The 23,727-nt window shown below is 66.6% G+C and carries 15 protein-coding genes; 4 read left to right on the forward strand and 11 right to left on the reverse strand.

All coding sequences use genetic code 11. The features are described 5' to 3' along the window. Positions 1–33 precede the first annotated feature (33 nt). The 6 genes from HH302_RS16830 to HH302_RS16855 form a co-directional block, all read right to left on the reverse strand. Positions 34–2,454: an ATP-binding protein gene (locus HH302_RS16830; RefSeq protein WP_172203409.1), complete on the reverse strand. Its 2,421-nt coding sequence runs from the start codon at positions 2,452–2,454 to the stop codon at positions 34–36. Beyond that, positions 2,451–3,350, reverse strand: a complete 900-nt coding sequence (locus tag HH302_RS16835; protein WP_172203410.1) for an ABC transporter substrate-binding protein — start codon at positions 3,348–3,350, stop codon at positions 2,451–2,453. The genes HH302_RS16830 and HH302_RS16835 overlap by 4 nt, the downstream gene beginning before the upstream one ends. 203 nt (positions 3,351–3,553) lie before the next feature. Continuing rightward, positions 3,554–5,518: a DNA topoisomerase IV subunit B gene (locus HH302_RS16840; protein WP_172203411.1), complete on the reverse strand. Its 1,965-nt coding sequence runs from the start codon at positions 5,516–5,518 to the stop codon at positions 3,554–3,556. A gap of 79 nt (positions 5,519–5,597) precedes the next feature. Further along, entirely contained in the window at positions 5,598–6,284 is a 687-nt protein-coding gene (locus HH302_RS16845; RefSeq protein ID WP_172203412.1) for a hypothetical protein, read from the reverse strand. A gap of 2 nt (positions 6,285–6,286) precedes the next feature. Continuing rightward, positions 6,287–7,315, reverse strand: a complete 1,029-nt coding sequence (locus HH302_RS16850) for an ABC transporter substrate-binding protein (protein ID WP_172203413.1) — start codon at positions 7,313–7,315, stop codon at positions 6,287–6,289. Continuing rightward, positions 7,312–9,720 (reverse strand): MFS transporter, encoded by a 2,409-nt coding sequence (locus HH302_RS16855; protein ID WP_172203414.1) that lies wholly within the window; start codon positions 9,718–9,720, stop codon positions 7,312–7,314. The genes HH302_RS16850 and HH302_RS16855 overlap by 4 nt, the downstream gene beginning before the upstream one ends. 22 nt (positions 9,721–9,742) lie before the next feature. Here HH302_RS16855 and HH302_RS16860 point away from each other — a divergent pair, with 22 nt between their 5' ends. Together HH302_RS16860 and HH302_RS16865 are read left to right on the forward strand one after the other, a co-directional pair. After that, on the forward strand, positions 9,743–12,169 hold the full coding sequence (locus HH302_RS16860) for a cache domain-containing protein (protein WP_172203415.1): 2,427 nt from the start codon (positions 9,743–9,745) through the stop codon (positions 12,167–12,169). 75 nt (positions 12,170–12,244) lie between these two features. Next, on the forward strand, positions 12,245–12,844 hold the full coding sequence (locus HH302_RS16865) for a DUF3617 family protein (protein WP_172203416.1): 600 nt from the start codon (positions 12,245–12,247) through the stop codon (positions 12,842–12,844). A 9-nt stretch (positions 12,845–12,853) separates the two neighbouring features. Here the strand turns inward: HH302_RS16865 and HH302_RS16870 are convergent, their stop codons facing one another. Further along, positions 12,854–13,330 carry a YhcH/YjgK/YiaL family protein gene (locus tag HH302_RS16870; protein ID WP_172203417.1) on the reverse strand — a complete coding sequence of 159 codons (477 nt, stop codon included), beginning with the start codon at positions 13,328–13,330 and terminating at the stop codon, positions 12,854–12,856. A gap of 296 nt (positions 13,331–13,626) precedes the next feature. Here HH302_RS16870 and HH302_RS16875 point away from each other — a divergent pair, with 296 nt between their 5' ends. Further along, on the forward strand, positions 13,627–16,635 hold the full coding sequence (locus tag HH302_RS16875) for a transglycosylase domain-containing protein (protein WP_371814728.1): 3,009 nt from the start codon (positions 13,627–13,629) through the stop codon (positions 16,633–16,635). Between the two features lie 29 nt (positions 16,636–16,664). On the opposite strand, the gene HH302_RS16880 is transcribed toward HH302_RS16875, so the two are convergent. After that, entirely contained in the window at positions 16,665–19,289 is a 2,625-nt protein-coding gene (locus HH302_RS16880) for a fibronectin type III domain-containing protein (RefSeq protein ID WP_253946183.1), read from the reverse strand. 225 nt (positions 19,290–19,514) lie between these two features. On the opposite strand from HH302_RS16880, the gene HH302_RS16885 reads away from it, so the two are divergent. Beyond that, on the forward strand, positions 19,515–20,972 hold the full coding sequence (locus HH302_RS16885; RefSeq protein WP_172203419.1) for an oligopeptide:H+ symporter: 1,458 nt from the start codon (positions 19,515–19,517) through the stop codon (positions 20,970–20,972). Positions 20,973–20,980: 8 nt separating this feature from the next. Here HH302_RS16885 and HH302_RS16890 read toward each other — a convergent pair whose 3' ends face one another. The 3 genes from HH302_RS16890 to HH302_RS16900 all read right to left on the reverse strand — a co-directional run bounded on the left by HH302_RS16890 (position 20,981) and on the right by HH302_RS16900 (position 23,303). After that, positions 20,981–22,042, reverse strand: a complete 1,062-nt coding sequence (locus HH302_RS16890; protein WP_172203420.1) for a patatin-like phospholipase family protein — start codon at positions 22,040–22,042, stop codon at positions 20,981–20,983. 121 nt (positions 22,043–22,163) lie between these two features. Beyond that, the gene (locus HH302_RS16895; protein WP_172203421.1) at positions 22,164–22,595 is read right to left on the reverse strand and encodes a DUF2147 domain-containing protein; all 432 of its coding nucleotides are present in this window, start codon (positions 22,593–22,595) and stop codon (positions 22,164–22,166) included. A gap of 9 nt (positions 22,596–22,604) precedes the next feature. Beyond that, on the reverse strand, positions 22,605–23,303 hold the full coding sequence (locus HH302_RS16900) for a fumarylacetoacetate hydrolase family protein (protein ID WP_172203422.1): 699 nt from the start codon (positions 23,301–23,303) through the stop codon (positions 22,605–22,607). Positions 23,304–23,727 lie beyond the last annotated feature (424 nt).

Below are 23,727 nucleotides of genomic sequence, written 5' to 3' on the forward strand. Positions count from 1 at the left end.
TACGGCATCGACGGGCTTTGCTTTAACGCCGGATCATTCGCCTGCATCGGGCGCGACCTGCGGCATCACGATGCGGAAGCTAGCGCCCAGCCCCGGCTGGCTATCGACCTGGATGCGGCCGCCGAGCACGCGGGTCACAAGGTTGTAGACGATGTGCATGCCCAGACCACTGCCGCCGCGCCCGAATTTGGTGGTGAAGAAGGGGTCGAAGATCTTGCGCAGCGTCTCGGCGTCCATGCCGCAACCGTCGTCGCGGCAGCACAACTCCGCCGAGCCATCGGGCAACTGCGCCGAACTGATCACGACATGGCCGTCGTCGCGCCCCTCAAAGGCGTGCAGCATCGCGTTGTTCACCAGGTTGGTGACAATCTGCCCGATGGCGCCGGGATAGCTGTCCATCGCGACATTGCGCAAATCGAGTTCAAGCCGGCCGGGTTGGCCGCGCAGGCCCGGGGCGAGCGTTTCCGCCACTTCGGCGACAACGTCCGCAAGGTCGAACTTGCGCCGCGCCTCGCTGACGCGGTCGACCGACACCTGCTTGAAGCTGGTGACGAGGGTCCGCGCGCGCGCCAGGTTGCGTTCGATCAGACTGGTCGCGTCGACCATCGCTTGAAGGTACTCGTCCAGCTGTGAGCGCCGCAGTTGCCCGGCGCGCATCTCGGCGGTGAGCTTCTGCGTCATTTCACCGATCGTGCTGGCCACCGTCACGCTGTTACCGATCGGCGTGTTGAGTTCGTGCGCCACGCCGGCCACCAGCCCGCCCAACGCCGCCAGTTTTTCCGAACGGACCAGTTCGTCCTGCGCCTGTTGCAACCGCGCAAGGGTTTCGCGCAACTCGGTGGTGCGCCGCTCCACGCGGCTTTCGAGCGAGGCGTTCAGTTCTTCCAGCGCGCGTCGGGTCTGCTCGGCCTCGCTCACATCGACGCAGGTCCAGATCGCAAGCGACCGCTCACCGGCCTCGAACGCGCGCGCGAAGATCCGCAGCCAGACCGCGCCGCCGGCGGTGTCGAGCGTCTCGAGCGCGTCGACATCGCCGCCCTCGCCCAAGCGGCAGGCGAGTTGCTCGAGATCGGGGTAGCGCGAGTCGTCGCGCAGGTTAAGCAAGGTTCGACCGGGCAAGGCTTTGCTGTCTTCGCCGAACTGCGCCACGAAGGCTGCATTGAGATCGACAATTTCGCCGCTGCCGCGATCGGACAACAGCAAAGGCAGCGGCGAAAGGTTGAACAACGCGGCAAACCGCGATTCACTGATCTGCAGCCGCGACGCGGTGGCGCGCTGCTCCTCGACCTGAGCCGCGAGCCGCGCGAGCGTCTCTTCGAGGCGTTCGGTCATCGCCTGGATTGCGCGTGCGAGTCGCCCGACCTCGCCGCCCGCCTCCACCGGCAGACGCGGCGTCGGCCCCTCCAGCCCGACCTGGTCCGCCAGCGCAGTGAGGCGCACGATTGGCTCAGCAATCCGCCCGGCAGCGAACCAGGCGGCGAGCAACAGCAACACCGTCAGCGCACCGCCCAGCCAGAGTATCGTGCGGCCTTCCGCCTGGGAGCCTGCAAGCCACACGGCCCGTGGTATCAGCACGACCACTCGCCAGGCGCTGTCGCGCACGTTGACGACCGCCACACGCAGTTGATCTGCACCCGTATCAACCCACGCGAGCTGCGCAGTCTGGCTGGCGGGCGGTAAAGCGCCGGGCAAACGCTGTATCTCACCATCGGGCGCCAGCAGCCCCTCGCGCCGCAGTCGCGCATCCGATGCTGCATCGCCGCCGACGCGAGAACGCAACACCCATTCCGGTCGCGAGCTATGGGCCACCAGCACGCCCTCACGGCCCAGCACCAGCACGCGACGCAGCGACAAATCATTCAGCGCGCCGCGCCACACGATGGCCTGCAGGCGTGCCGCCGAAACGCGCAGGCGCAACAGCCCGATGATGTGGCCACGCGCATTGCGTACCGGCTGGCAAAAATAGATGAACGGTCTGCGCGACGGTCCATCCACACTTGGGCCGGTCAGCGTGCCAAGGCCGCTGCTCAGAGCAAGCGGCGCACACGGGCTGCTTTGCCCGGGCTCACGTTCGGCGGGTGCGAGCGCGGTATCGCCCAATACCTGCCCCGTGGCATCGAGCAGCGCAGCGGACATCACATGGATCGGGTCTTTCACCGCGACGCTGCGCAGCGCGCCGCGCAGCTCGGCCTGCATCGGCGCGCGCGCGTCCGGTGCGGCGGTCAGGTAGCGCTCGAAGATCGGCTGCCCGGCATCCGCGCGCAAAGCCTCAAGCGAGCCGCGGACGAAGCTTTCGACATCCGCAGCCATTTCGTTCGCGCGCGAGGCGAGCGCGGCGTCTTCGCGCTCCGCCCGTGCCGCCGAATTAGCCCGCAGCGCGAACCAGCCTGCCAGATAGAGCGGCACCAGCGCCGCCACCACCAGCACCAGCAGCAAGCGGGTGCGAATGTTCATGCGAGAAAGCCCGAATCGAGCAGTTCGGACGGCGCCGGGCGGCGGCCGATCAGGCCTCGCGCGATGAAATGATCGGCGTACACCTCCGCCACGCGGTAGAGCGACTCTTCGGTCGGCCCGCGGCGAAACTTCGCGCGGTTGTCGTCGCGCGTCAGCAGGCGGATCGCGACCCTGACAACTTCATTGGTGCGGCCACTCAGTGCCCGCCGCAGAATCGGCTCGGCATCCAGTTCGTAGCGGTTCCACCAATCGACGGCCTCGAACCAGGCGGAAATCAGCGCCCGGATCTCCGCCCCGCGTCGCTGCAACACCGAGCCATGACAGATCAGCCCGTTGACCACCAGACCGGGGGTGTCGCGACTTGAAAAGACCTCGACAAAGCCCTGCTCGCGCGCCTGCGCGACATACGGCTCCCACGTGTGGCCGTAGTCGATCACGCCACGGGCAAGGTGAGCCGGCACCTCGGACGCATCAACGTGAACCAGCTCGATATCGCCGAGCGACAGGCCGTAGCGCTTGGCGAAACGCAGCACCAGCAGTTCGCCAAAACCGCCGAGCGAGGTTCCGATGCGGGCACCGCGGACATCATCCACGCGCGAGGGCGATTCGCGGCCGAGGATGCGGTCGGCCCCGATCGACTCGCCCGAGGCCAGCACCATGTGGATATCCGGCGCGGCGCGCGTGAGCGTGATCATGTCGCCAAGCGACACACACACGCCATCGTAGGAACCCGCCGCGAAGTCCGACAGCAACTGCCGGGTGTTCTCGGGAATCACGACCTCGACGTCAACGCCCTGCGCCTTGAGCAAACCGCGCTCGCGCGCAAGCAGCAAGGGGTAGTGCCCGGCCCACAAGTCGATCGCGATGCGCAGCGGGCGGGTCGGAACGGAGAACACCTCGGGCTGGCACCCGCTGCCCAAGCCGGCAAGCGCAAGGCCGCCGAGACCCGCGGAGACAAGGCGGCGACGAGTCAGGCTAGGCAGCGATGCGGGCGCGAGCGCGTACATGCCCGGGAGAACGGCACGGCAGCCGCTGACTTGAGCCCGCCCGGCACCCGCTCAAGCACCCGGGGGGCGATGCCGGCCCCGGCGCGGGGCGCTTACAGATCGGCCTCGACCAGATTGCCCTTGGCTTCCATCCAGGCGCGGCGGCCGGAGGCCTCGCCCTTGCCCATCAGCAGATCGAAGAGCTCGTTGGTATCGGTCAGCGCGATGTCATCGAGGGTGACCGGCAGCACGCGCCGGGTCGCCGGGTCCATCGCGGTTTCCTTGAGCTGCTCGGGGTTCATTTCACCGAGGCCCTTGAAGCGGCCGATTTCGAGGTGCTCCGGTTTGACGCCTTCCTTGACCAGCCGGTCGCGCACCGCGGCCAGCTCACGCTCGTCAAGGCAATACAGGCGCCGCGCCGGACGCTTCTTGCCCGAGGCCGGCACATCCACGCGGTAGAGCGGCGGCAACGCGATCCACACATGGCCCCGCGCGACCAGGCGCGGGAAGTGCCGCAGGAAGAGCGTCAGCAGCAGGGTCTGGATGTGCGAACCGTCGACGTCCGCATCCGCCATGATGATGACCTTGCCGTAGCGCAGGTTGGTCAGCACCGTATCCGGCGCTTCCGGCGTGTGCGGGTCCACGCCCAGCGCCACCGCGATGTCGTGGATCTCGTTGTTGGCGAACAGCCGGTTGGGATCGATCTCCCAGGAGTTCTGCACCTTGCCGCGCAGCGGCAGGATCGCCTGCGTCTCACGCGAACGGGCAAGCTTCGCCGAGCCGCCGGCCGAATCGCCCTCGACGAGGTAGAGCTCGTTGTCGTTGATGTCTTCGCTCTCGCAATCGGAGAGCTTGCCGGGCAGCACCGCAACGCCCGAGGTCTTCTTCTTCTCGACCTTCTGCGCGTCCTTCAGCCGGCTCTGCGCCTGCTTGATCGCCAGCTCCGCGATCGCCTTGCCCTGCTCCACGTTCTGGTTCAGCCAGGCTTCGAACAGCGGCATCACCATTGTGGACACGAGCTTCACCGCCTCGCGCGAGTTGAGCTTTTCCTTCACCTGGCCCTGGAATTGCGGATCGAGCAGGCGGGCCGAGAGCAGGAAGCTCATCTTGCCGCACACATCGTCCTGCTGCAGCTTCACGCCGCGCGGCAGCAGCGCGTGGTGCTCGACGAAGGACTTCACCGCCTCGAACACTCCGCCGCGCAGGCCGGACTCATGCGTGCCGCCGTTTACCGTGGGGATCAGGTTCACATAACTTTCACTGCCGACGAAGCCGTCGAACCACGCGAAGGCCCAGGCCGCACCCTCGCCGGGCGCGAAATCCTCGTCTTGGCCGGCGTATTTCTCTTGCGCGAACACCGGCACCAGCGGGTCGATGCCACCGGCCATCTCGCGCAGGTAGCCGGTCAGGCCGTCGGCGTAGCGCCATTCAGTTTTGACGAAGCTGCCGTCGGCCTGCTCCACCTCCAGCGTCACCGTCACGCCCGGCAGCAGCACCGCCTTGGAGCGCAGCAGGCGCTCGATCTCGGCGAGCGAGGCACGCGGCGCGTCGAAATACTTCGGATCCGGCCACACATGCACGCGGGTACCGGTCTGCTTGCCGCAGGGGCCAACCTCGACCAGTTCGCTGATCGCGCGACCGCCATCGGCAAACTCCACATGCCAGGCCTTGCCCTCGCGCCGTACGTCGACGGCCACCTTCAGCGACAGCGCCGTCGTCACCGCCACGCCGACACCGTGCAGGCCACCCGAGAACGCGTAGGCGGAGGCGCCCGACGTCTTGTCGAACTTGCCACCGGCGTGGAGCACCGTGTAGGCAAGCACCACCACCGGCACGCCTTCCACCGGATGCAGGCCGACCGGGATACCGCGCCCGTCGTCGGTCACGGCCACCGAGCCGTCGCGGAACATCGCGACATGGATGCGCTTGGCGAAACCAGCCAGCGCCTCGTCCGCGGCGTTGTCGATCACCTCCTGGATGATGTGCGCCGGCGAATCGGTGCGGGTGTACATGCCGGGGCGCGAGCGAACCGGCTCAAGCCCTTTGAGGACGCGGAAGGAGGATTCGTTGTAGGTCATGCGGGAACGGCCTGATGCGGAAACTGCGTTGGATGGTAACAAATACGCGAGGCCAGGCTGCCGATTCAGCTGCCCGCCGCTACGGGCCCGCCTGAACGAAGCCGATTGCCGTGTCACCTGGCCGCACGCGCGCCCCGATCCATCCGGTCGCCAGCAGCTGCTGTTGTGCAGCCAGGTCCTCTGCGTCCAACCAGACGGCCTCGCCGGCTGCGGGTGCTGTCGCCGGCCGATCGGCGGGCCGCCAGAAGACATGGCGGAGCGAGCCTTCCGCCTGCACGCCCAGCCACACCAGGACGAATCCGCGTTCGATCACGGCCTGGCGCGACGCGGCGTTGGCCGGCGCAGCCCGGACCAGCAGATCTGGCTTGCCCAGCGCATGCGCACGAGCAATGCGCGCATCGATCAAGACGCCATGCAACCCAAGGCGCCGGTGCTCGGGCGCCACCATTGCCGCGGACAGCAAGGCCACCGTCGCGGCGCGCGCAGCGGGCCAGCCGACGTCGTTGGCGTAGTTGTCGCGGTCGCCCGCGCTGGGCAGCGTCAACGCGCCATGGGCCACCAGCTCACCGTCCAGCGACACGCCCAAGCTCTCACCCCGCTCGCCGAAGTGGCCGCGGAAGAAGGCCTCGGGGCCACCGGCCAGGCGGAACATCGACGCATCGGGCAACGCAGCCATCACGGCCGCGTAAAGCTGCAGCAGCGAAGGCAGATCGGTCTCATCCAGTCTGCGCAGGCTGCAGCCCGCGGGCAGCAAAGGGTCAGTCATCGTTACGGCTCCAGCGCAGGCTTGCCCGGCGCGGCGAAATCGGCGTCGATCATTTCAGCGTAATTGAACATCGCAAGGGGCGGCAGCAGGCCAAGCCGGCGCGCGACCGGCAAACGGATCTGCAAGGAGAACCGCGTCAGCGTCTCGACCGGGATGCGGCTTGGCGGCAGCTTGTTCACCAGGATCTGCTCGGCCTTGTAGGCCGCAAACTGGCCCACGTTGTAATAGCGGCTCACCAGGCCGGCCAGCGCACCGGCCGCCATCAGCGGCTCGGTGGATGCAAACGCCGGCAGCCCGGCCTGCAGGGCCGCCGGCACCACCCGTGCCTTCGCCTGCGTGCTGAGAAAGGAATCCGGCGGCAGATACAGCCACTCCGCGCCCGCTTGCCGGAGTTCGCCGATCAGCGCAGCCACACCCTCGGATGTCGGCTTGCCGGCCGCATCGGTGCGGAAGGCGCGCGCCTGTATCGCGAAACCGCGCTTGCGCCCTTCGGCGCGCAGTTCGTCGAGCACCGCCAGCGCATTCGGCTCGTTCGGCGAATAGAGCACGCCGACGCTGCGGAACGCCCGGTAGGCCGCCATCACCTGCATCTGTGCCGCAACACTCGCGACATGGCTGACGCCGGTGACGTTGCGCCGCGAAGACTGCATGCTCGGTACGATGCGCGCGCTGACCGGCGCCGCGACGAGACTGAACACCAGAGGAATGTCGGTGATGTAACGCGCCGGATCGGCGTGATCCCACGGACCGGCGATCCCCAGCGTGACGCCCGAGCCCCAGGTGTAAACCAGGTCCGGCCGCGTGCGGCGGATTTCTTCCACCAGCGCGGGCAAGCGGGCGGTGTCGAGCGCGATGTCGCGGTAGGTGATCTCGACCGGGATGCCGCGCGCGGCGAAATAGTCGGCAAAGCCGCGCTCCACCTCGGTCACCCCACGGTAGGTCACCGCATAGATACGGAACGGCCGTGCGGCCTGAACCGGCTGCACGCACATCGCCAGCAGCATCAGCACGACCAGCCATCGCGCCTTCATGCACGCACCTCATCGGCTTGCACGGCCCGCATGGCACCGGAGAGGCCCAGGAACAGCAGGCCACACACGAGCACCACCGCAGCGATCACGGCGAACGCGCCCGCGTAGCCAAGCCCCATCACCAGCGCGCCGGCAAGCAGCGGGCCGCTGGCGTTGCCGAGTCTTTCAATCAGGCGGTAAGCACCAAACAGCGCACCGCTGCCGTACTGGCGAATCTCGTCGGCGCAGGCGAGCGAGAGCAGGCTGCTTTGCGCCGCAATCGACAAGCCCTGACCCAGCCCGAGCAGCGCCATTGCAACGAACACCGGGCCCACACCACCCCACAGCAGCAAGCCCAGCCCGCCCAGCGCCGAAACACACAGCCCGCCGCCGATCAGATGCACCTGCGATACGCCGCGCTCCGCCAAGCGCGCCGCCCAGGGAAGCACCACCACCAGCAGGACCGCGTAGACCATCAGGGCGCGCCCGGCGGCGGCTGTCGGCGCGCCAAGCGACACCACGTAAATCGGCACCAGATAGAAACAGAAGCTAGCGAGGATCAGCTTTGCCGGCACGGCAGCGAGCAGCGTGATCAGCAGGAAGGGCCGTTCGCTCAGCACCCGCCTGAGATCTCGCCAGGTCAGTGCGGGCGTTGTGCTCGCCGCAGTCGCAGCCTGCGGAAGCAAACGCACCGCCCCCCATGCGGCGAGCGCAATCGCTGCGGCGACACCAAATCCGACCCGAGCACCGACATGGTCGGCGAGGATGCCACCCAGCGGCGGCCCGCACACCGCGGCCACCATGATGGCTCCCACGAACAAAGCAAAGCCGCGGGCGCGCTCAGCCTGCGTGGTGTGCGCGATCACGAAACCCTGCGCGGCAACGAAAACCGTGGCGTAGCCCAAACCGCACAGCGCCCGCCAACCCATGAAGACGTAGAGGTTGCTCGCCAGCGCCGCCCCCACGAGGCCGACAAAGCCGATCAGCGCGCCCCACTGCATCGCACGGCGCAAACCGATGCGCTCGCTCCAGCTCGCCAGCGGTGCCTGACCAAGCGCTACGACGAGCATGAAGACCGTGATCGGCAAACCGACCGCCACGTCGGCCGACGCCGCGGCATGCGTACCGAGCAAGCTCCGCGCAAAGCCGGGTACGAAGGCGCGCGTCAGCTCCTCGGCGAGCATGAAAAGGAACAACGGCACCCGCATGCGCGCAAGCACGGTGCCGCCGCTGGCTGGCGCGGCGGCGAGGCGTGGATCGGTCGCAGTGATGAACTGCAAGAGCTCGCGCGTAAGGAAGACCGCGACAACGAACACCACCGCCAGATCGAGCAGCACTTCGAACAGCATGTTGCGCAGGTAGGCCTGGCTCACGCCGACCTCGACGCTCCCGAGGGCGTGGTTCGCGGCACCGATCGGCACTTGCACGCCGGGCGCCGCCGCGCGCTCGCCAACCGCAAAGCGCGGCACACCGCCCGTATCGCGAACCACGATCTGCGCGAGTTCCGGATGCTGCCGCCGCACCTCGGCCAGATAGGCCTCTACCCCCACCAGTTCGGGCATCGCAATGCCGTGGCCGATCGCCCGCGCCAGCAACTCGCTGACGGAACCGCCCACCACCACTGCCTTGCGCGCGAGTTCAGGCTGCAGATTGCGATCGAAGGCGTGCTGCGTGGCCCACGACACGCAGCCCAGGCCAAGCATCACCGCCAGCAGCATCGCCGCGATCAGGCGGCCCTGCGAAGACGCGACGGCGCCCGCGGTGCGCGCGCCCAGTCCACTGCCATGCGGCGGCTTGTGCCCCGTATTCAGCGCGCGCCACACCACCAGCATCGCAAGCAGCGCGCTGCCAAGACTTCCCCAGATCGCAATCGGCAGCAGCGCGCCGCGCATGCGCGCCAGCGCCTGGTGCTGATCGGCGAGCCCGTAGCCAACTGCGACATGACCCAGCGTCAAGTCGAAGCTGTTGCGCAGGGCCAGGCCTTGTACTGCCTCATCGGACGCGGTCAGATGCCATGCGTCGTTGCCAGCGGCGGCGGCCGTCGCCTGCCATGCAGCGGGCACTACCGTGCCGACGGCACGCGGATCGGAGCTGAAACGCACCCGGCCACTGGTGTCGAAGATCGAAATCGTGCGAATCGCGCCGTCGGCCTGGCGCTCGCGCGCTAGCAGATCCGGCACCGCGGCCGCGCTCGCCAGCGGCAGACCGAGTGCGAGCGAAGCCTGTACCCCCTCGCGCACCGCCATCACTGGCACCGCCATGCGCGAACGCGCGGCCGACTCGAGTGCGGATTTGAACTTGAAGTAGTTGAGGAATGCGCTCATGCCAACGCCGAACAACGCCACCAGAATGGCAACGGCGAAGAGGCGGCGCAGCGGTGCGGTGGCGGGCTCGGCGATTTCGGCGGACTCGCGCTTCGCGCGCATGGAACGCACTCCCGGTGCAGGTTTGAACTATCGTAGCACCCGTGCCGCCACCCACCGGAAGCCGCGACGCGAGATGGACGACCAGAAAACGGTACTGCTCACGCCCGAAGCGCTTGCTGCCGAACGGCAGCGTGCGATCGCTTCATCCGCCACCGTAGCCGACGACTCGACGGTCGTGCTACCCGCCGGTGCAGCCGCCGACGCGGTGCATGCCGCGGGGAGCCCCGTGCCGATCGCGCTGCCGGCCGGCTACCGCTTGCATGAGTATCGGATTGACGCGGTGCTGGGCCAGGGTGGCTTCGGCATCACCTACCTCGCAACCGACGTAAACCTGCATGCATCGGTTGCAATCAAGGAATACCTGCCGGCGCAGTTCGCCCATCGCGCACGCGACAGTACGGTGCGCCCGCGCCGTATCGACAACGTGCGCACGCTGCTCGACGGGCTTGACCAGTTCCTCGTCGAAGCGCGCACGCTGGCTACCTTTCGCCATCCGAACATCGTACGGGTGGCGCGCTTCTTCGAAGCCAACCGCACCGCCTACATGGTGCTCGACTACGAGCGGGGCAAATCGCTCACCGACTGGTGGCAGGGGCGTGGCCGCGCCACGCCGGCGCTCAGCCGCCTGCTCGGCGCGCGCAAGGCGGGCCAAGGGTCGGAGGCCGGCGCACCGACGATCTCGGAACCCGATCTGCTGCTGTTGCTCGCGCCACTGCTCGACGGTCTCGCGCTGGTCCACCGAAGCGGAGTGCTGCACCGTGACATCAAGCCGGACAACATCAGCGTGCGCGACGAGGACGGCAGCCTGGTGCTGCTCGATTTCGGCGCCGCGCGGCCCGCAAGCGGCAGCGCGGTGGACGCGCCCGCAATCCTGACCCCCGGTTATGCGCCGATCGAGCAGTACCTCGGCGATCACCAGGGCCCGTGGACCGATCTTTACGCCTTTGCCGCAACCCTTTACTGGATGGTGAGCGGCCAGCGCCCGCGCGAGGCGCCGGATCGCCAGGCGGCCCCGCAGGCCGACCTGAGCGCCGAAACGGCCGGCGCAGGCCGCTTCAGCCCGGCCTTCCTGCGCGCCATCGACTGGGCACTGCAAGTTCGCCCGGAGGACCGCCCGCAAAACGTCGAGGCGTTCCGCCGTGCGCTGTTCGCCGCACATGCGTCGAGCCTCGGCCTGCAGGAAGCGCTCGCGGCCGGCAGCGATGCGACGCGGCCTGAGGAGCGCAAGCGCCTGCGCATCGATCGCTGGATCTGGCATCCGGGCGCCTGGCCGCTTGCGGTCAAGATGAGCCTCGCTCTGGTGTTCGCCGCGCTGGTGCCGATGAGCATTACCGGCTACCACAACTACAGGGGCAGCATGGAGGCGCTCGCGCAAGCCGAACGCCGCAGCCTCGAACATCTCGCATTGAGCACCGCGGGCCGCTTGTCTCAGTTGATCGAAGATAGCCGCCGCGTGACGGCCTTCGTGGCGAACGACCAGGACGTCGTCGCAACCCTGGAGAACCCCAACGCCGCAGCGTTGGAGCGTATCCGCACCCGGCTCGCCGCGCTGGTCGCCACAAACCCTGATGTACACCTGCTGACGCTGATGGACGGTGCCGGAACCGCCTTGATTTCCACCGCGCCGGAAGTGGTCGGTGGCAACTATGCCTTTCGCGAGTATTTCAAGACGGCAATGTCGGGCCGCCCCAACGTAACGAGCCTTATCGTCGGTGCCGTCGCCGGGCGATCGGGCGCCTACCTGGCGCACCCGGTGCGCGCCCCAGGCGGGCGAGTCATCGGCGTCATCGTTCTGCGTATCCGGGCAGAGACGATCGGCGCGATCGTGGACAGCGCGCACAACGCGAGCCGCAACGCCTTCCTGATCGACGGCGACGGCGTGCTGATCCATCACCGCGATCCTGGCCTGATCTTCCACAGTCTCGACACGCTCTCGCCCGCGACGCAGGCCACCATCGCTGCCGATCAGCGCTTTCGGCGCCGCCACATCGATAGCCTCGGCATGCCTGCACTCGCCCGCGCCATGGTCGGCGCGCAGCGTGAAGGCAACATCGACTACGCCTCCAGCATCTCGAAAACGGCCGAGGTGGCCGGTTTTGCGCCGGTGGCGGGCCACAACTGGGTTGTCGGCGTCAGCGAGACGCACGACAGCTTCGAGGCCCCGCTTCGCCGCATGTTCAGGCAAGTGCTCTACAGCCTCGCGCTTGTCGGCGTGGTTTTCGTGCTGCTCGCGCTGGTCTTCGCACGCAGCATCGTGCGACCGCTGCACCGGCTGATCGACGCCACGCACGCCCTCAAACGGGGTGACTACGACGCCGCCCATGTGCGCGTCACCTCAGGTGACGAGATCGGCTCGCTGGGCCGCACGTTCAACGTGATGATCGACGTGCTGCGCCAACGCGAGCGCGAGCGTGGCTTGCTCCGCCCCAAGGCCGACTCGCAGGATTGAACCCGGCGAATCGCGCCAGCCTGGCCGGTCGCGCCGGTCTATGCTGAGAGCAGCCAATCACCAACGGGAGCCATCATGCATACCCGCTCGATCTGCCTGCTCACCCTCCTCGCCGCCTCAGCGGGCGCCGCCGTGGCCGCCGACATGCCGCAACGCAAGGAGGGGCTCTGGGAAATCAAGGCCGAAAGTGACGCCCGCAACCGCGAAATGCCACCGATGAAGCAGTGCATCGACGCCAAGACGGACGCCGAACTGCAGAAGCACGCGATGCGCGGCGAAGGCGGCCCGGGGCGCCAGGAATGCGCGAAACAGTCATTCAAGAAAACCGCCACCGGCTGGGAGGCCGATTCCGTGTGCAAGCACGGCAACACCACAGCAACCACCCATGCCGTGATGAGCGGCGATTTCAGCAATGCCTACACGATCGACTCGCAGACCCACTTCGATCCGCCGATGAATGGCACGGCCGACGCGCGCCACAAGGTCAGCGTCCGCTGGCTGGGCGCCTGCCCAGCCGGCTGGAAGGGCGGTGACATCGAAGTAGGCGGGCGTCGCTTCAACACCCTCGAAATGCAGAAGATGCAGGCCGGCATGCCACCAGGCGGGAAAATGACGCCCGAACAGATGAAGCAGATGATGGAAGCGATGAAGAAGCAGCAAGGCGGCGCGAACTGACGCGCCAGCTCAAAGCCCCAAAAGGCGCCGGTGTAGCTTGACGACGGCCTTGCGCACTGGCGCCGCCTCACCTGCAGCGACGCAGGGGCGGTGCAGGTCGCCGGGGTAGAAGATCGCGAACTGTCCGGGCGCGAGGTCGACAAACCACTCATGGCGCGGCGTCGGGTAGAACGCGATGTCGCGCGCCTCGAACATCTCCTGCACTGGCTGCAGCGCCGGATCGGGCGGCGCGATGCCAAAGCGCTCCAGGCCGCTCAATACCAGCTGAATATCCGTGTGATCCCGGTGGGCCTCGGGCCGGGTGGCGGCTTCGGCTTGCGTGGTGACCTGCTGGATCAGCAGGAACATCCCCTCCTCGTCGAGCGGATAGCGGCCAGGCTCCAGCGCGTCGAGATCCCGCCTCTCCAAGGCCTCAAACGCACGCACAATCGCTGCAGGTAGCACGGCGGCGCGCTTGCGCCAGGATGAGAGATCGGAGAGGAACATCGCAGCAGCCATCATCAGGGGGAGCGCACATTGTGCCGCCGCGCGGGGCGCGAAGCGAGCGCCGCCATGCCATGAATCAGGGCTCAGGTCCACGTAGGCTGCGACATATTTACGCCGGCGTCGCGTGTTCGCCACGTCGCGTACGCGATGCGGGCGGTTTCGCGATAATGCTGGAAACATCCGGATTGCATTGAACCCTGAAACACGGTTGGAACAGTATGACAAACGCGGCGCAAGGCCCAGGTTCGCCCCGGCGCAAACGCCGGAGCCGCATCCTGAAGGGGATCGCAGGCGTAGTGGTTTTGGGCGGCGCCGCAGTCGGCGGCCTTGCCTGGTACGAGGCGAGTACCTCGTACTTTCAGTCTCGCTACCTCACCGAGTGGGGTCAGCGCATGTCGTTCAAGGTGGCACCGGGCAAGAGCGACGCGATCCGCTTTCCGGCCAACGGCCCCTTTGATCAGCGCCTCGGGTACAGCGCGCTCCCGCAGTTGATGCCACGCCTTGCTGCGCGTGGCTATGTGGTGACGGAACAAGCGCGGATCTCCGCCGATATGGCACGCGCGGTCGACGCCGGGCTGTTTGCGCCGTATCGCGAAAAGACGCAAGGCGGCCTGACGATCACCGATTGCAACAACCAGGCGCTATTCACCTCGCGCTTCCCGGAACGCGTGTACGACCGTTTCGAGTCAGTGCCGGACCTGCTCGTGCGCAGCCTGCTGTACATCGAAAACCGCGAGCTGCTGAGCCCCGAGCACGCCACGAAGAACCCCGCAATCGAGTGGGACCGCTTCCTGAAGGCCGCCGCGGATCAGCTGATCCGCAAGATCGACGCGGACCACGATGCGCACGGTGGCAGCACGCTGGCAACGCAGATCGAGAAATACCGTCATTCACCCGAGGGCCGTACCAGTTCGCCGCGCGAAAAGCTGCAGCAGATGGCCTCTGCCTCGCTGCGGGCCTACCTGCAGGGCGAGGACACAACGGCTGTACGGCGCCAGCTCGCACTCGACTACCTCAACACCGTACCGCTCGCCGCGAAGCCGGGCTACGGTGAGGTGATCGGCATTGGCGACGGCATGGCGGCGTGGTACGGGCGCGACTTCGGCGAGGTCAATGCGCTGCTGCGTGACCCGAACGCGAATCCCGCGCAGCGTGGGCTGGCCTACAAACAAGCCTTGTCGCTGATGATTTCGCAGCGCCGCCCAAGCGGCTTCCTGGCCGACCAGAAGGCGCTCGAATCGCTTACCAACGCGCACCTGCGGCTGCTGACGAGCGAAGGCATCATCCCGGACGCGTTGCGCGACGCGGCACTCTCGCAGCCCTTGCGCCTGCAGCGCAGCGCGCAAAGCGTGGCAACGCATTCCTTGGGCGGGCGCAAGGCCGCGGTAGTGACGCGCACGCAGCTGTCCAGCCTGCTTGGTGTGCCGCGGCTCTATGACCTCGACCGCATGGACATGAGCGCAACCAGCTCGCTCGACACCGCACTGCAGCGCAAGGTGACGGAAACCCTGCGCGCGATCTCGAACCCCGAGGCCGCCAAGGAAGCCGGGCTGGTTGGCGAACGCATGCTCGGCGGCGGCGATCCGTCGAAGGTGATCTACAGCTTCACGCTGTTCGAGCGGGCCAACGGCGCCAACCTCGTCCGGGTACAAACCGACAACTTCGATCAGCCTTTCGATATCAACGAGGGGACAAAGCTTGACCTCGGCTCGACCGCCAAGCTGCGCACGCTGGTCTCCTACCTCGAGATCATCGCCCGCCTGTACGACAAGCTTGAGCCGCTGGAGCGCGAAGCCCTGCTGAAGATGCCGGTCGCGCAGCAGGATCATCTGACGCAATGGGCGGTTACCTACCTCGCCGACGCCAAGGATCGCAGCCTTGAAGCCATGCTGCAGGCCGCGATGGATCGCAAGTATTCAGCCAGCCCTGCGGAGAGCTTCTTTACCGGCGGCGGCCTGCTGACCTTCGAGAACTTCGACAAGCGCGATAACGACCGCATCGTGACGGTGCGCGAATCGCTGCAGCGCTCGATCAACCTCGCGTTCATCCGGATCATGCGCGACATCGTGCGACACACGATGTTCAACATGCCCAGTTCCAGCGCAACGCTGCTCGACGATCACAAGGATCCTAAGCGCCAGGAATACCTCGCCCGCTTCGCCGACCGCGAAGGCAAGGAATTCATCCTGCGCTTCTACAAGAAGTACCAGGGCAAGAGCAGCAGCGAAGCGCTCGAAAGCCTGCTGCAGGGCATCCACCCGACGCCCAAGCGGCTGACGACGATTTTCCGGTCGCTCGATCCCGGCGCCGATGCCGCACAGCTGGGCGCTTTCCTCGAACAGAACCTGCCCAACGCGTCGGTTGAATCGTCCAGCATCGAACGGCTCTACGAGGCCTACTCGCCCGATCGCTACGACCTCGCTGACCGCGGCTACCTCGCCGGGGTGCACCCGCTCGAACTGTGGCTGGTCGGCTACCTGCGTACGCACCCGAAGGCAACGCTGTCGCAGGTGATTGCCGACAGCGCCGACGAACGCCAGAACGTCTATCGCTGGCTGTTCAAGACGCGTTTCAAGAGCGCCCAGGACGTGCGCATCAAGCAACTCGTGGAGGTCGAGGCCTTCCTCGAGATCCACAAGATGTGGAAGCGCCTGGGCTACCCCTTCGACACCCTGGTGCCGTCATACGCGACGGCGCTCGGAAGCTCGGCAGACCGCCCCGCAGCGCTGGCCGAACTCGTCGGCGTGCTGCTCAACGATGGCGTCCGGCTGCCCACCGTGCGGCTCGACCAGATGCAGTTCGCCAAAGGCACCCCTTACGAGACTCGGTTGGCCTACGTGCCGCCGAAGGGCGAAAGGGTGCTGCCGAGTGAAGTCGCTCGCATCGCGCGCGAGACGATGGCGCTTGTCGTCGAGAACGGCACGGCGAAGCGCCTCAGCGGCGTGTTCAAACGCCCGGACGGCTCGCCGATCACCGTGGGTGGCAAGACCGGCACCGGCGACCATCGTTTCGAGGTGTACGGCAAAGGCGGCGTGCTGATTTCGGAACGCGTCGTGAGCCGCTCGGGCACGTTGGTGTTCTATATCGGTGAGCGGCACTTCGGCACCGTCACCGCCTACGTCAAGGGGCCGGAAGCAGCGAACTACAGCTTTACCAGCTCGCTGCCGGCGCAGCTCCTGAAAGTGCTGGCGCCGCAACTGATCGGCGAGATCAACCGCAGCGAGAACATTGGCACCGGCAGTTGCAAACCCGCACCGGTGGCCGCCCCTGAGGCGGCGCCCGCAGAAACGAAAACGGCCGGTTGAACCGGCCGTTTTTCTTTGCTGCACGGGAGTCAGTTGATCGCGATCGATTGCAGGTTCAAACCCCCTGTCACCACTTCGAGCCTCACCACAACAAGCCCCGCAGGTATCGCGACGCTCAAGGGGGTGCTCTGCAGCAGCGTGCCACCGGTCGCCAGCACCACCTGGCCCTTCTTCACGCCGTTGATCCACACGTTGATCGTCGCGCCGGTGTAGGACACGCCAAAGACACTGAGCGCGCCGCTGAAAGCCTTTGCTGCGTGTGCCGGTGCAGCGACCCACTCGCCGGCATCGTTGCCGCCGAGGCAGGGCTTCGCATCGCAGGTCGTCACGTAGTCGTAGCCTGAGCGAATCCTGTAGTCGATCTGGTCGGTCGGCACGATCGTGCCGGGCAACGCCGCACCCAGGGTGACGGCCGCGCGCGGCTGGCTCTGCAGCTGGTCGAGCGCTTTGTACTTGGGGGTCGCCAGCGTCGTGATGTCGGGCGTGAACTCCCACTTCGGCGTTCCGCGCGCCACGTAGTACACGAGCAAGTCGCCGCCCTGCTGCGACCACGCGTCGTGCGTCTTCACGACCATGTCCTGCATCCGCGGGTCGGCATTCAGCGCGCGTGCGTCGGTGTCGCCATAGTTGTCGAGGCTGGGCCCGCCCTCGTAGGCGATGCGCTTGAGGCCGTAGTTGGCGGCCCAAACCGCGTCGACGCCGAATCCTTTGACGTTTGCTGCGGGCGGGTAGTTGCCGGCGGCGAAGTAGCCGTCGCGATCGGTCTTGTCCGCCGGCTCGTTGGTGGCACCGTAGTAGCCCGAGCCCCCCGCGCCGTAGAGGTAGTCGGACACCTGACGGGCCGGCGACTGGCCTCGTGCATAGCTATCCAGCCAGTTCAGCGCCTGCGACAGCGTCATCTGGCCATCGCCCTGCTGCGTCATCAACACCGGGCGAACGCGCGTCATCATCGAGGCGTCGCCATACACGCCACGGAAGATGTCGCTGACCAACGCCATGCGATAGGCCGGGTAGCGCCACATCTTGAACCAGATGCTGGATTCCGCCGGTGTCAGCAGCGGATGCCCCGCAGGCAGCGCACCGACGATGTCCTGGATCACGCCGAAGCAGCGGAAGCCGCCTGCCGAGTTCCAGATCTCGTTGGCGTATTCAAGGTAGACCCGCAAGCCCGGATCCAGCGGCGGGTAGACCGGGTTCGTCTGCGCGCTCGTGTAGGGGTTCGTGCCGTCGCTCCCGTAACGGAGCGTCAGCGCCACCTTGCGCACATAGTCATCATCCGCGGCCACCGGGATGTTGATCCAGCAGTCGGCGTGCACCGCGTTGCAGAGCTGAATCTGGTGCTCAAGCGCCACGCCCAGTGCAGAGCTGTCGTACACCAGCCCGCCGGGGCCGGTGTAGGGGCCACCCTGGCGCGAGAAGTGCAGCGGCGTCATGCGGTCCGCCCAGTGCTGCACCAAATTCGAGTTGGTCGCCGTCCAGTCCATCATGCGGACGGCGTGGGTCTTCGCAAGGGCCGCCACGTAAGGCGCGGTAAACACGACGCTGCCGTCGGCGGGGTAGCCGGGCCGATAGAGCCGCATGTTGGTAAAGCCGGAATTCAGCGCACTGCCCGCGGTGCGCCGCGTGTTCTTCAGGATGATGCCGACGCTACCCGTCGCAGTCGCAGCGTAGGTCACGTCGGCCGTCGTGGTGTTCGTGGCGGCGTCATACTTCTTGTTGCTCACCGTGCCGCCCACCCACATCAGCGAAACGTCCGCCTGGCCGTTGAAGATAAGCTTGTAGGTGCCATTGATCTGAGCCGGTGTCCCGGTCAGCACCACCGTCGAGGCATCCGCGGTTGGCCAGCCGAGCGCATCGATGCCACCCACGGGCTTGCTCCAGTCAATCGCGTCCTGCCACGGACGCGCCTGCTTCATCGCATCGGCGAACGCGAGGCCGCCGTCCCAATCGCTGAGGAACCAGGTATTCATGCCGAAGCGGTTGCGCGTCGAATCCTCGGCCGGCAGTACCGGCAAACCGGCGCTTGGCGTGGCCGAGACCTCGGCGCTGTCCGCGCTCTCGCCCTGCGCAGTCACGACAGACACAACGTAGTAGTACGGCGTGCCATTGCTGCGGCCGGTATCGGTGAAGTGGGCAACGGTGGGCGAGGCCACCAGGGTGTAAGGGCCGCCCGCGTTGGCGGCACGCTTGACGTGATAAGCCACCGCAGTTGCGACTGCGTTCCAGCTCAGCGTGACCTGGGTATCCGCACCCAGGGCACTAACCCCCGTGGGCGGCGCCAAGGCCGCCACCGGCGTCGCCGAAACCTCCGCGGAGCGCGCGCTTTCACCAGCCGCGTTGCTGGCGCTGAGCACGTAGTAGTAGGTAATGCCGTTCGACAGTCCGCTATCGGTGTAGGTCGCGGCGCTGGGCGACGCAACCGCGGTGTAGGGCCCGCCGGCGGTCGTCGAGCGCATCAGGCGATAGCTGGTCGCGCCACTGCTGGCAGTCCAGCTGATCACGACCTGCGCGTCACCTGCGCTTGCAACGACACCAGTCGGTGCGACCGGCGCAGTGCCGCCACCGCCTCCGCCACCATCGCCGCCGCCTCCACCGCCACAGGCGACAAGCAGGACTGACAGGCACATCAGAAGCAGAAAGCGCAGGGTTCGCATGGCGAGTCTCGGTGAGTGCAACGGGCAAGGAGTGGCAGATATTCGCCCATCATATCCGCGCAACACCACGCCGGTTTGACGGCATCGGGGTGAGGCCCCGATTTGCGCGCTGTGGGCACGCCCGCAACGCGGGTGTTCCGGCGGCAGCCGTTTGGTGGGTGCGCCGGCCTCTGGTATACACGCCCGGGGCCACAAGCCCATCCCAGACCCAGCCCGGAGAACCCCGTGTCAGCGCTCAGAGCCCGACTGTCGAACATCCCCGAGGGCGCAGGCGCGCTCTTCTTCATCCAGATCTTCGCGACGCTCGGCTTCGCGGTGCTCTATTCGACGCTGGTGCTGTACGCCACCCAGCATCTGAAGTTCACCAACGCGCAGGCGGCGGCGACGATGGGCGTGTTCGGCGCCTTCAACTACGGCCTGCACCTGTTCGGCGGCTACCTCGGCGGGCGCTTCCTCTCGAACCGCAACCTGTTCGTCGGCGGCATGGTGCTGCAGGTGATCGGCTGTGCGGCGATCGCCGGTGGTACGACAGCACTGTTCTATAGCGGACTTGCGCTGTTCCTGACCGGCAGCGGCCTCAACGTGACCTGCCTGAACATGATGCTGACGCAGCGCTTCCACCCGGACGACATCCGTCGTGAGGGCGCCTTCCTGTGGAACTACGCGGGCATGAACGTCGGCTTCTTCGTTGGCTTCACCGTGGCGGGCCATTACCAGCTCACCGGGGACTACCCCAGCCTGTTCATCTTCGCGACGATCGGCAATGTGCTGGCAATCGTGATCGCCGGCATCAACTGGCGCGTGCTGGCGGATCTCGATACGCCGCTGCTCAAGGCCACGCCGGCGCACTTCCGGCTGCGGGCATTGGCGGGTCTCGGGATTCTGGTCGGCCTGGTGCCAGTGGTGTGGATCATGCTGCAGCACACCGATTCCACCGGCTGGCTCGTCAAGGGGATCTGCACGCTGGTGGGCGTCTGGCTGCTGGTGCTCACCCTCAAGCACCGCGACGAGCGCGAGCGCAACAACATGAAGGCCTATCTGATCCTCGCGCTCGGGTCGCTGGTGTTCTGGACGCTCTACCAGATGGCGCCGAACGGCCTGCAGTTGTTCGCGCTCAACAACGTGGACCGCATGGTCCTCGGCATCGAGATCGCACCGCAGTGGATCCAGAACATCAACGCCGCGGTGATCGTGCTGGGCGGCCCGCTGATGTCGGCGCTCTTCGTGCGCCTGCGCTCACGTGGCTGGACGATCGACATCCCGAAGCAGTTCGCGCTCGCGCTGGTGCTGATGGGCTTGGGTTTCCTCGCCCTGCCCGCTGGCATCTCGCTTGCCGGTAGCGACGGCCGCTCCGCGTTTGTGTGGCTGTTCTCCAGCTATGTGCTGCAGAGCGTCGGCGAACTGCTGATCTCGCCGATCGGCTACGCGATGATCGGCCAGCTGGCGCCACGCGCCTACCAGGGGGTGATGATGGGCAGCTGGATGCTGGTCACCGGCTTGGCCTCGCTGTTTGCCGGCGACTTCTCCGGCATGATTCCCGAGCCGAGCGAAGGCGCCGCGCTATCGACGAACCCGGCGTATTCGGCGCTGTTCCTGGAGCTAGGCCTCGGCAGCCTCGCCGTTGGCATCGCGCTGTTCCTGCTGATGCCGACACTACGCCGCCTGATCCGCGCCGCGGCGTAAGGCGCCGCTCAGAGCGGCAGCACCTGTGCTGGGTCGGGCTTCTCGACCCAGCGCGCAAAGGCTTCGGCAATCCGCTCGCATTCGCCCATCGCACGTCGCCAGGCGGCCTCGCGCGCATCGTGATCCAGCGCGTAGCGATAAAAGTCGTTGCGATCCGGCAGCTTGCCGTTGGGCAGTTTGGCCAGCAAGGCCGGGCTGGGCGCGATCAACAACATGCTGGAAAGCCACTCTGGCCCCTTGCCGAAACCCTGCTTGCGCCACGGCAGAAACTTGTCGAGCCAGCCGGGCACTACGCCTTCCACAAAATGCGGGTAAAGGGTCAGCCCCGGCAGGCGGTGGTAAGGCAGATGAATGTGGTAGTCGATCAGGCCACCATCCCAGTAGTGGGCATCCGGTACACCGGGGATATGACCCACCGCATCGCAGATCAGCGGAATCGAACCGGACGCGGTGAGCGCCGCGACACAGTTGTCCGCACCCAGCGGATGATGCTGGGTTGCAAACGGGTCCTGCCACAGTGCATCGAGTGGGCTTACCGGGCCGCTCGCGAACACATGCCGATCAAGGTGCCTCGCCAGCCGCGCGCGCGACAGTGCATTCGATACCGCAATCCGCGCAAACGCCGTGCGCGAGGTACGCCCGGCAAGCGGCCCGACCGCGCGCGACACAATCACCCGCAAGGGCACATCAGGGCGCGCCGCCCAGGGTTGCGCAACCGACTCGGCCAACCCGACGATCTTCTGCGCCACTTCCGAGGGCGTTACGCCGACGCGATAGCGCTGGCTATGCACATAGGCCTGCGCGAGGCGATCGAGCGCCGCCAGCGGATCAGCCTGCGCGCCCGCACTCATGCGCCAGGCGCCGATCGAAGCGCCCACCAGCGTCGGCATCGACTTGCCACGCGGCAGCCATTCGCCGAACAGCCAGCGGTCCAGCGGTATCAGCGCGAGGCCCTTGGGCCCGCCCGCGGCCGCAGGGATGCAGGCAATATCGTCAGGCGACAAGCCGTTGCGGCGGATATGTTCAAGCGCGCGTGCGCCGGCTCGCAAACGGAAGACAGGATCAGTCATAGCGAAAGACCCCGCCGAGCGCACTGCCCGGCGGAGGAATCCTCAGATTGAAGAAACAGGCGCCGCCGGCCAAGGCGAGGCGCCAAACACAGCGCACGCACAGTGACGTGCGCCTGAACGCTTACTCGCGCACCCAGGTCTGGCTGCGGCCGAACAGCGACACTCCGATGAAGCCACGCACCTCGAGCGACTTGCCGTCGGGCGACAGCGTCATCCTGGCGCGATAAACCTTGCCGTTGTCCGGATCGAGGATCTCGCCCCCTTCGTAGCGCAGTCCATCACGCTTGAGCCCGTTCATGATCTTCAGGCCGATGATCTTCTGCCCTTTGCGTGCATCGCTGCATTTGTCGCAGACCGGATCGGTGTTCTCTCCCGGCTTGAAGAAGACCTTCTCGATCACCGCCTCGAAGTTGCCGGCGTGGTCCTCGATACGCACGATCGAACGCGGCTTGCCATCCTCATCGCTGATGGTCTTCCAGCGACCCTCGGCGCTGGGCTCATTCGCCCAGGCACCACCCGCCACCAGCACGGCCAGCCAGATTGCTGCTTTCATGCTCCCCCCTCAGGAAACAACGATCGAAATCGACCCCACCCCCTCGATGTGGCCTTCCATGTGATCGCCCGGCGCCACCGGCCCAACGCCTTCAGGCGTGCCGGTGAACACCAGGTCCCCCGCCTTGAGCGTCCACAGGCGCGAAAGATGAGCGATCACTTCCGGAATCGACCATGTCATTTCGGATAGATCGCCACGCTGCCGCGTCTCGCCGTTGACCTTCAGCACGATCTCGCCAGCGGTCAGCAGCGGCGCATGACCGCGATGCAGAATGTGCGAGATCGGCGCGGCGTAATCGAAGGCCTTGCCGGAATCCCAGGGTTGGCCTTTCTCCTTCGCACGCGCCTGCAGGTCGCGCCGGGTCATGTCGAAGCCGCACGCATAGCCCCACACGCAGTCTGCCGCCTGTTCGGGTGTCAGATCACGCCCGCCCTTTCCAAGCGCCACCACCAGTTCGAATTCGTGATGCAGGTTCTGTGTGGCGGGCGGGTACGGCAACGCCCCCAGCACGCCGGAAGCCACCGGCAACACCGCATCCGCCGGCTTGCAGAAGAAGAATGGCGGCTCACGCTCCGGGTCGTGGCCCATTTCGCGTGCATGCGCCGCATAGTTGCGCGCCACGCAGAAGATCCTGCGCACCGGGAACAGCGCCTCGCTGCCCGCCACTGGCACAGCCGGGCGCGCCGGCGGCTCGAAGACATAGGTCATTTTCTTGTGCTCTCGTCGGGTCGGAAGCGGCGCATTCTGAACGGCGAGGCGCCGAAGCGCCACCGCCTTACCTGGCAGGGCAGAGCCCCACCAGCAGCGCTCCCGCGCGGGGTGTTGTCAATTCGCCACAACATCGTGCCCGCAAGTCTCCCGGCGCAAGATGCGAACGACATGGCCTTCAGAAATCGCCTTGACGTCCGACAATGCTTCTGAGGCCGGGGGGATTTGCCTGCCACTTATGCGGACGGATTGGCGCCACCCTTGCAGTTTGAAACCGCCCGCTCGCCCTTGTGCGCCATACGGTTCCGTCTGCCCGCATCGAAACGGATGACGTCAGTAGAAAAAGGGTCTAAGTTCCATTGCGGGGGCATGCCAAGTTGTATCCATTTGTTTTAAACATTTCCGACAAAGGCCTTGCGCCTTC

This window comes from Niveibacterium sp. COAC-50 (genome assembly GCF_013184235.1).
In the GTDB taxonomy this organism is placed as follows: Bacteria; Pseudomonadota; Gammaproteobacteria; order Burkholderiales; family Rhodocyclaceae; genus Niveibacterium; species Niveibacterium microcysteis.

Excerpts from the sequence above, each read along its gene's own strand:
- HH302_RS16830 (WP_172203409.1), bottom strand. The coding sequence starts at position 2,454 with ATGAACATTCGCACCCGCTTGCTGCTGGTGCTGGTGGTGGCGGCGCTG.
- HH302_RS16840 (WP_172203411.1), bottom strand. The coding sequence starts at position 5,518 with ATGACCTACAACGAATCCTCCTTCCGCGTCCTCAAAGGGCTTGAGCCG.
- HH302_RS16855 (WP_172203414.1), bottom strand. The coding sequence starts at position 9,720 with ATGCGCGCGAAGCGCGAGTCCGCCGAAATCGCCGAGCCCGCCACCGCA.
- HH302_RS16890 (WP_172203420.1), bottom strand. The coding sequence starts at position 22,042 with ATGACTGATCCTGTCTTCCGTTTGCGAGCCGGCGCACGCGCGCTTGAA.
- HH302_RS16895 (WP_172203421.1), bottom strand. The coding sequence starts at position 22,595 with ATGAAAGCAGCAATCTGGCTGGCCGTGCTGGTGGCGGGTGGTGCCTGG.
- HH302_RS16865 (WP_172203416.1), top strand. The coding sequence starts at position 12,245 with ATGCATACCCGCTCGATCTGCCTGCTCACCCTCCTCGCCGCCTCAGCG.
- HH302_RS16900 (WP_172203422.1), bottom strand. The coding sequence starts at position 23,303 with ATGACCTATGTCTTCGAGCCGCCGGCGCGCCCGGCTGTGCCAGTGGCG.
- HH302_RS16870 (WP_172203417.1), bottom strand. The coding sequence starts at position 13,330 with ATGTTCCTCTCCGATCTCTCATCCTGGCGCAAGCGCGCCGCCGTGCTA.
- HH302_RS16880 (WP_253946183.1), bottom strand. The coding sequence starts at position 19,289 with ATGCGAACCCTGCGCTTTCTGCTTCTGATGTGCCTGTCAGTCCTGCTT.
- HH302_RS16850 (WP_172203413.1), bottom strand. The coding sequence starts at position 7,315 with ATGAAGGCGCGATGGCTGGTCGTGCTGATGCTGCTGGCGATGTGCGTG.
- HH302_RS16845 (WP_172203412.1), bottom strand. The coding sequence starts at position 6,284 with ATGACTGACCCTTTGCTGCCCGCGGGCTGCAGCCTGCGCAGACTGGAT.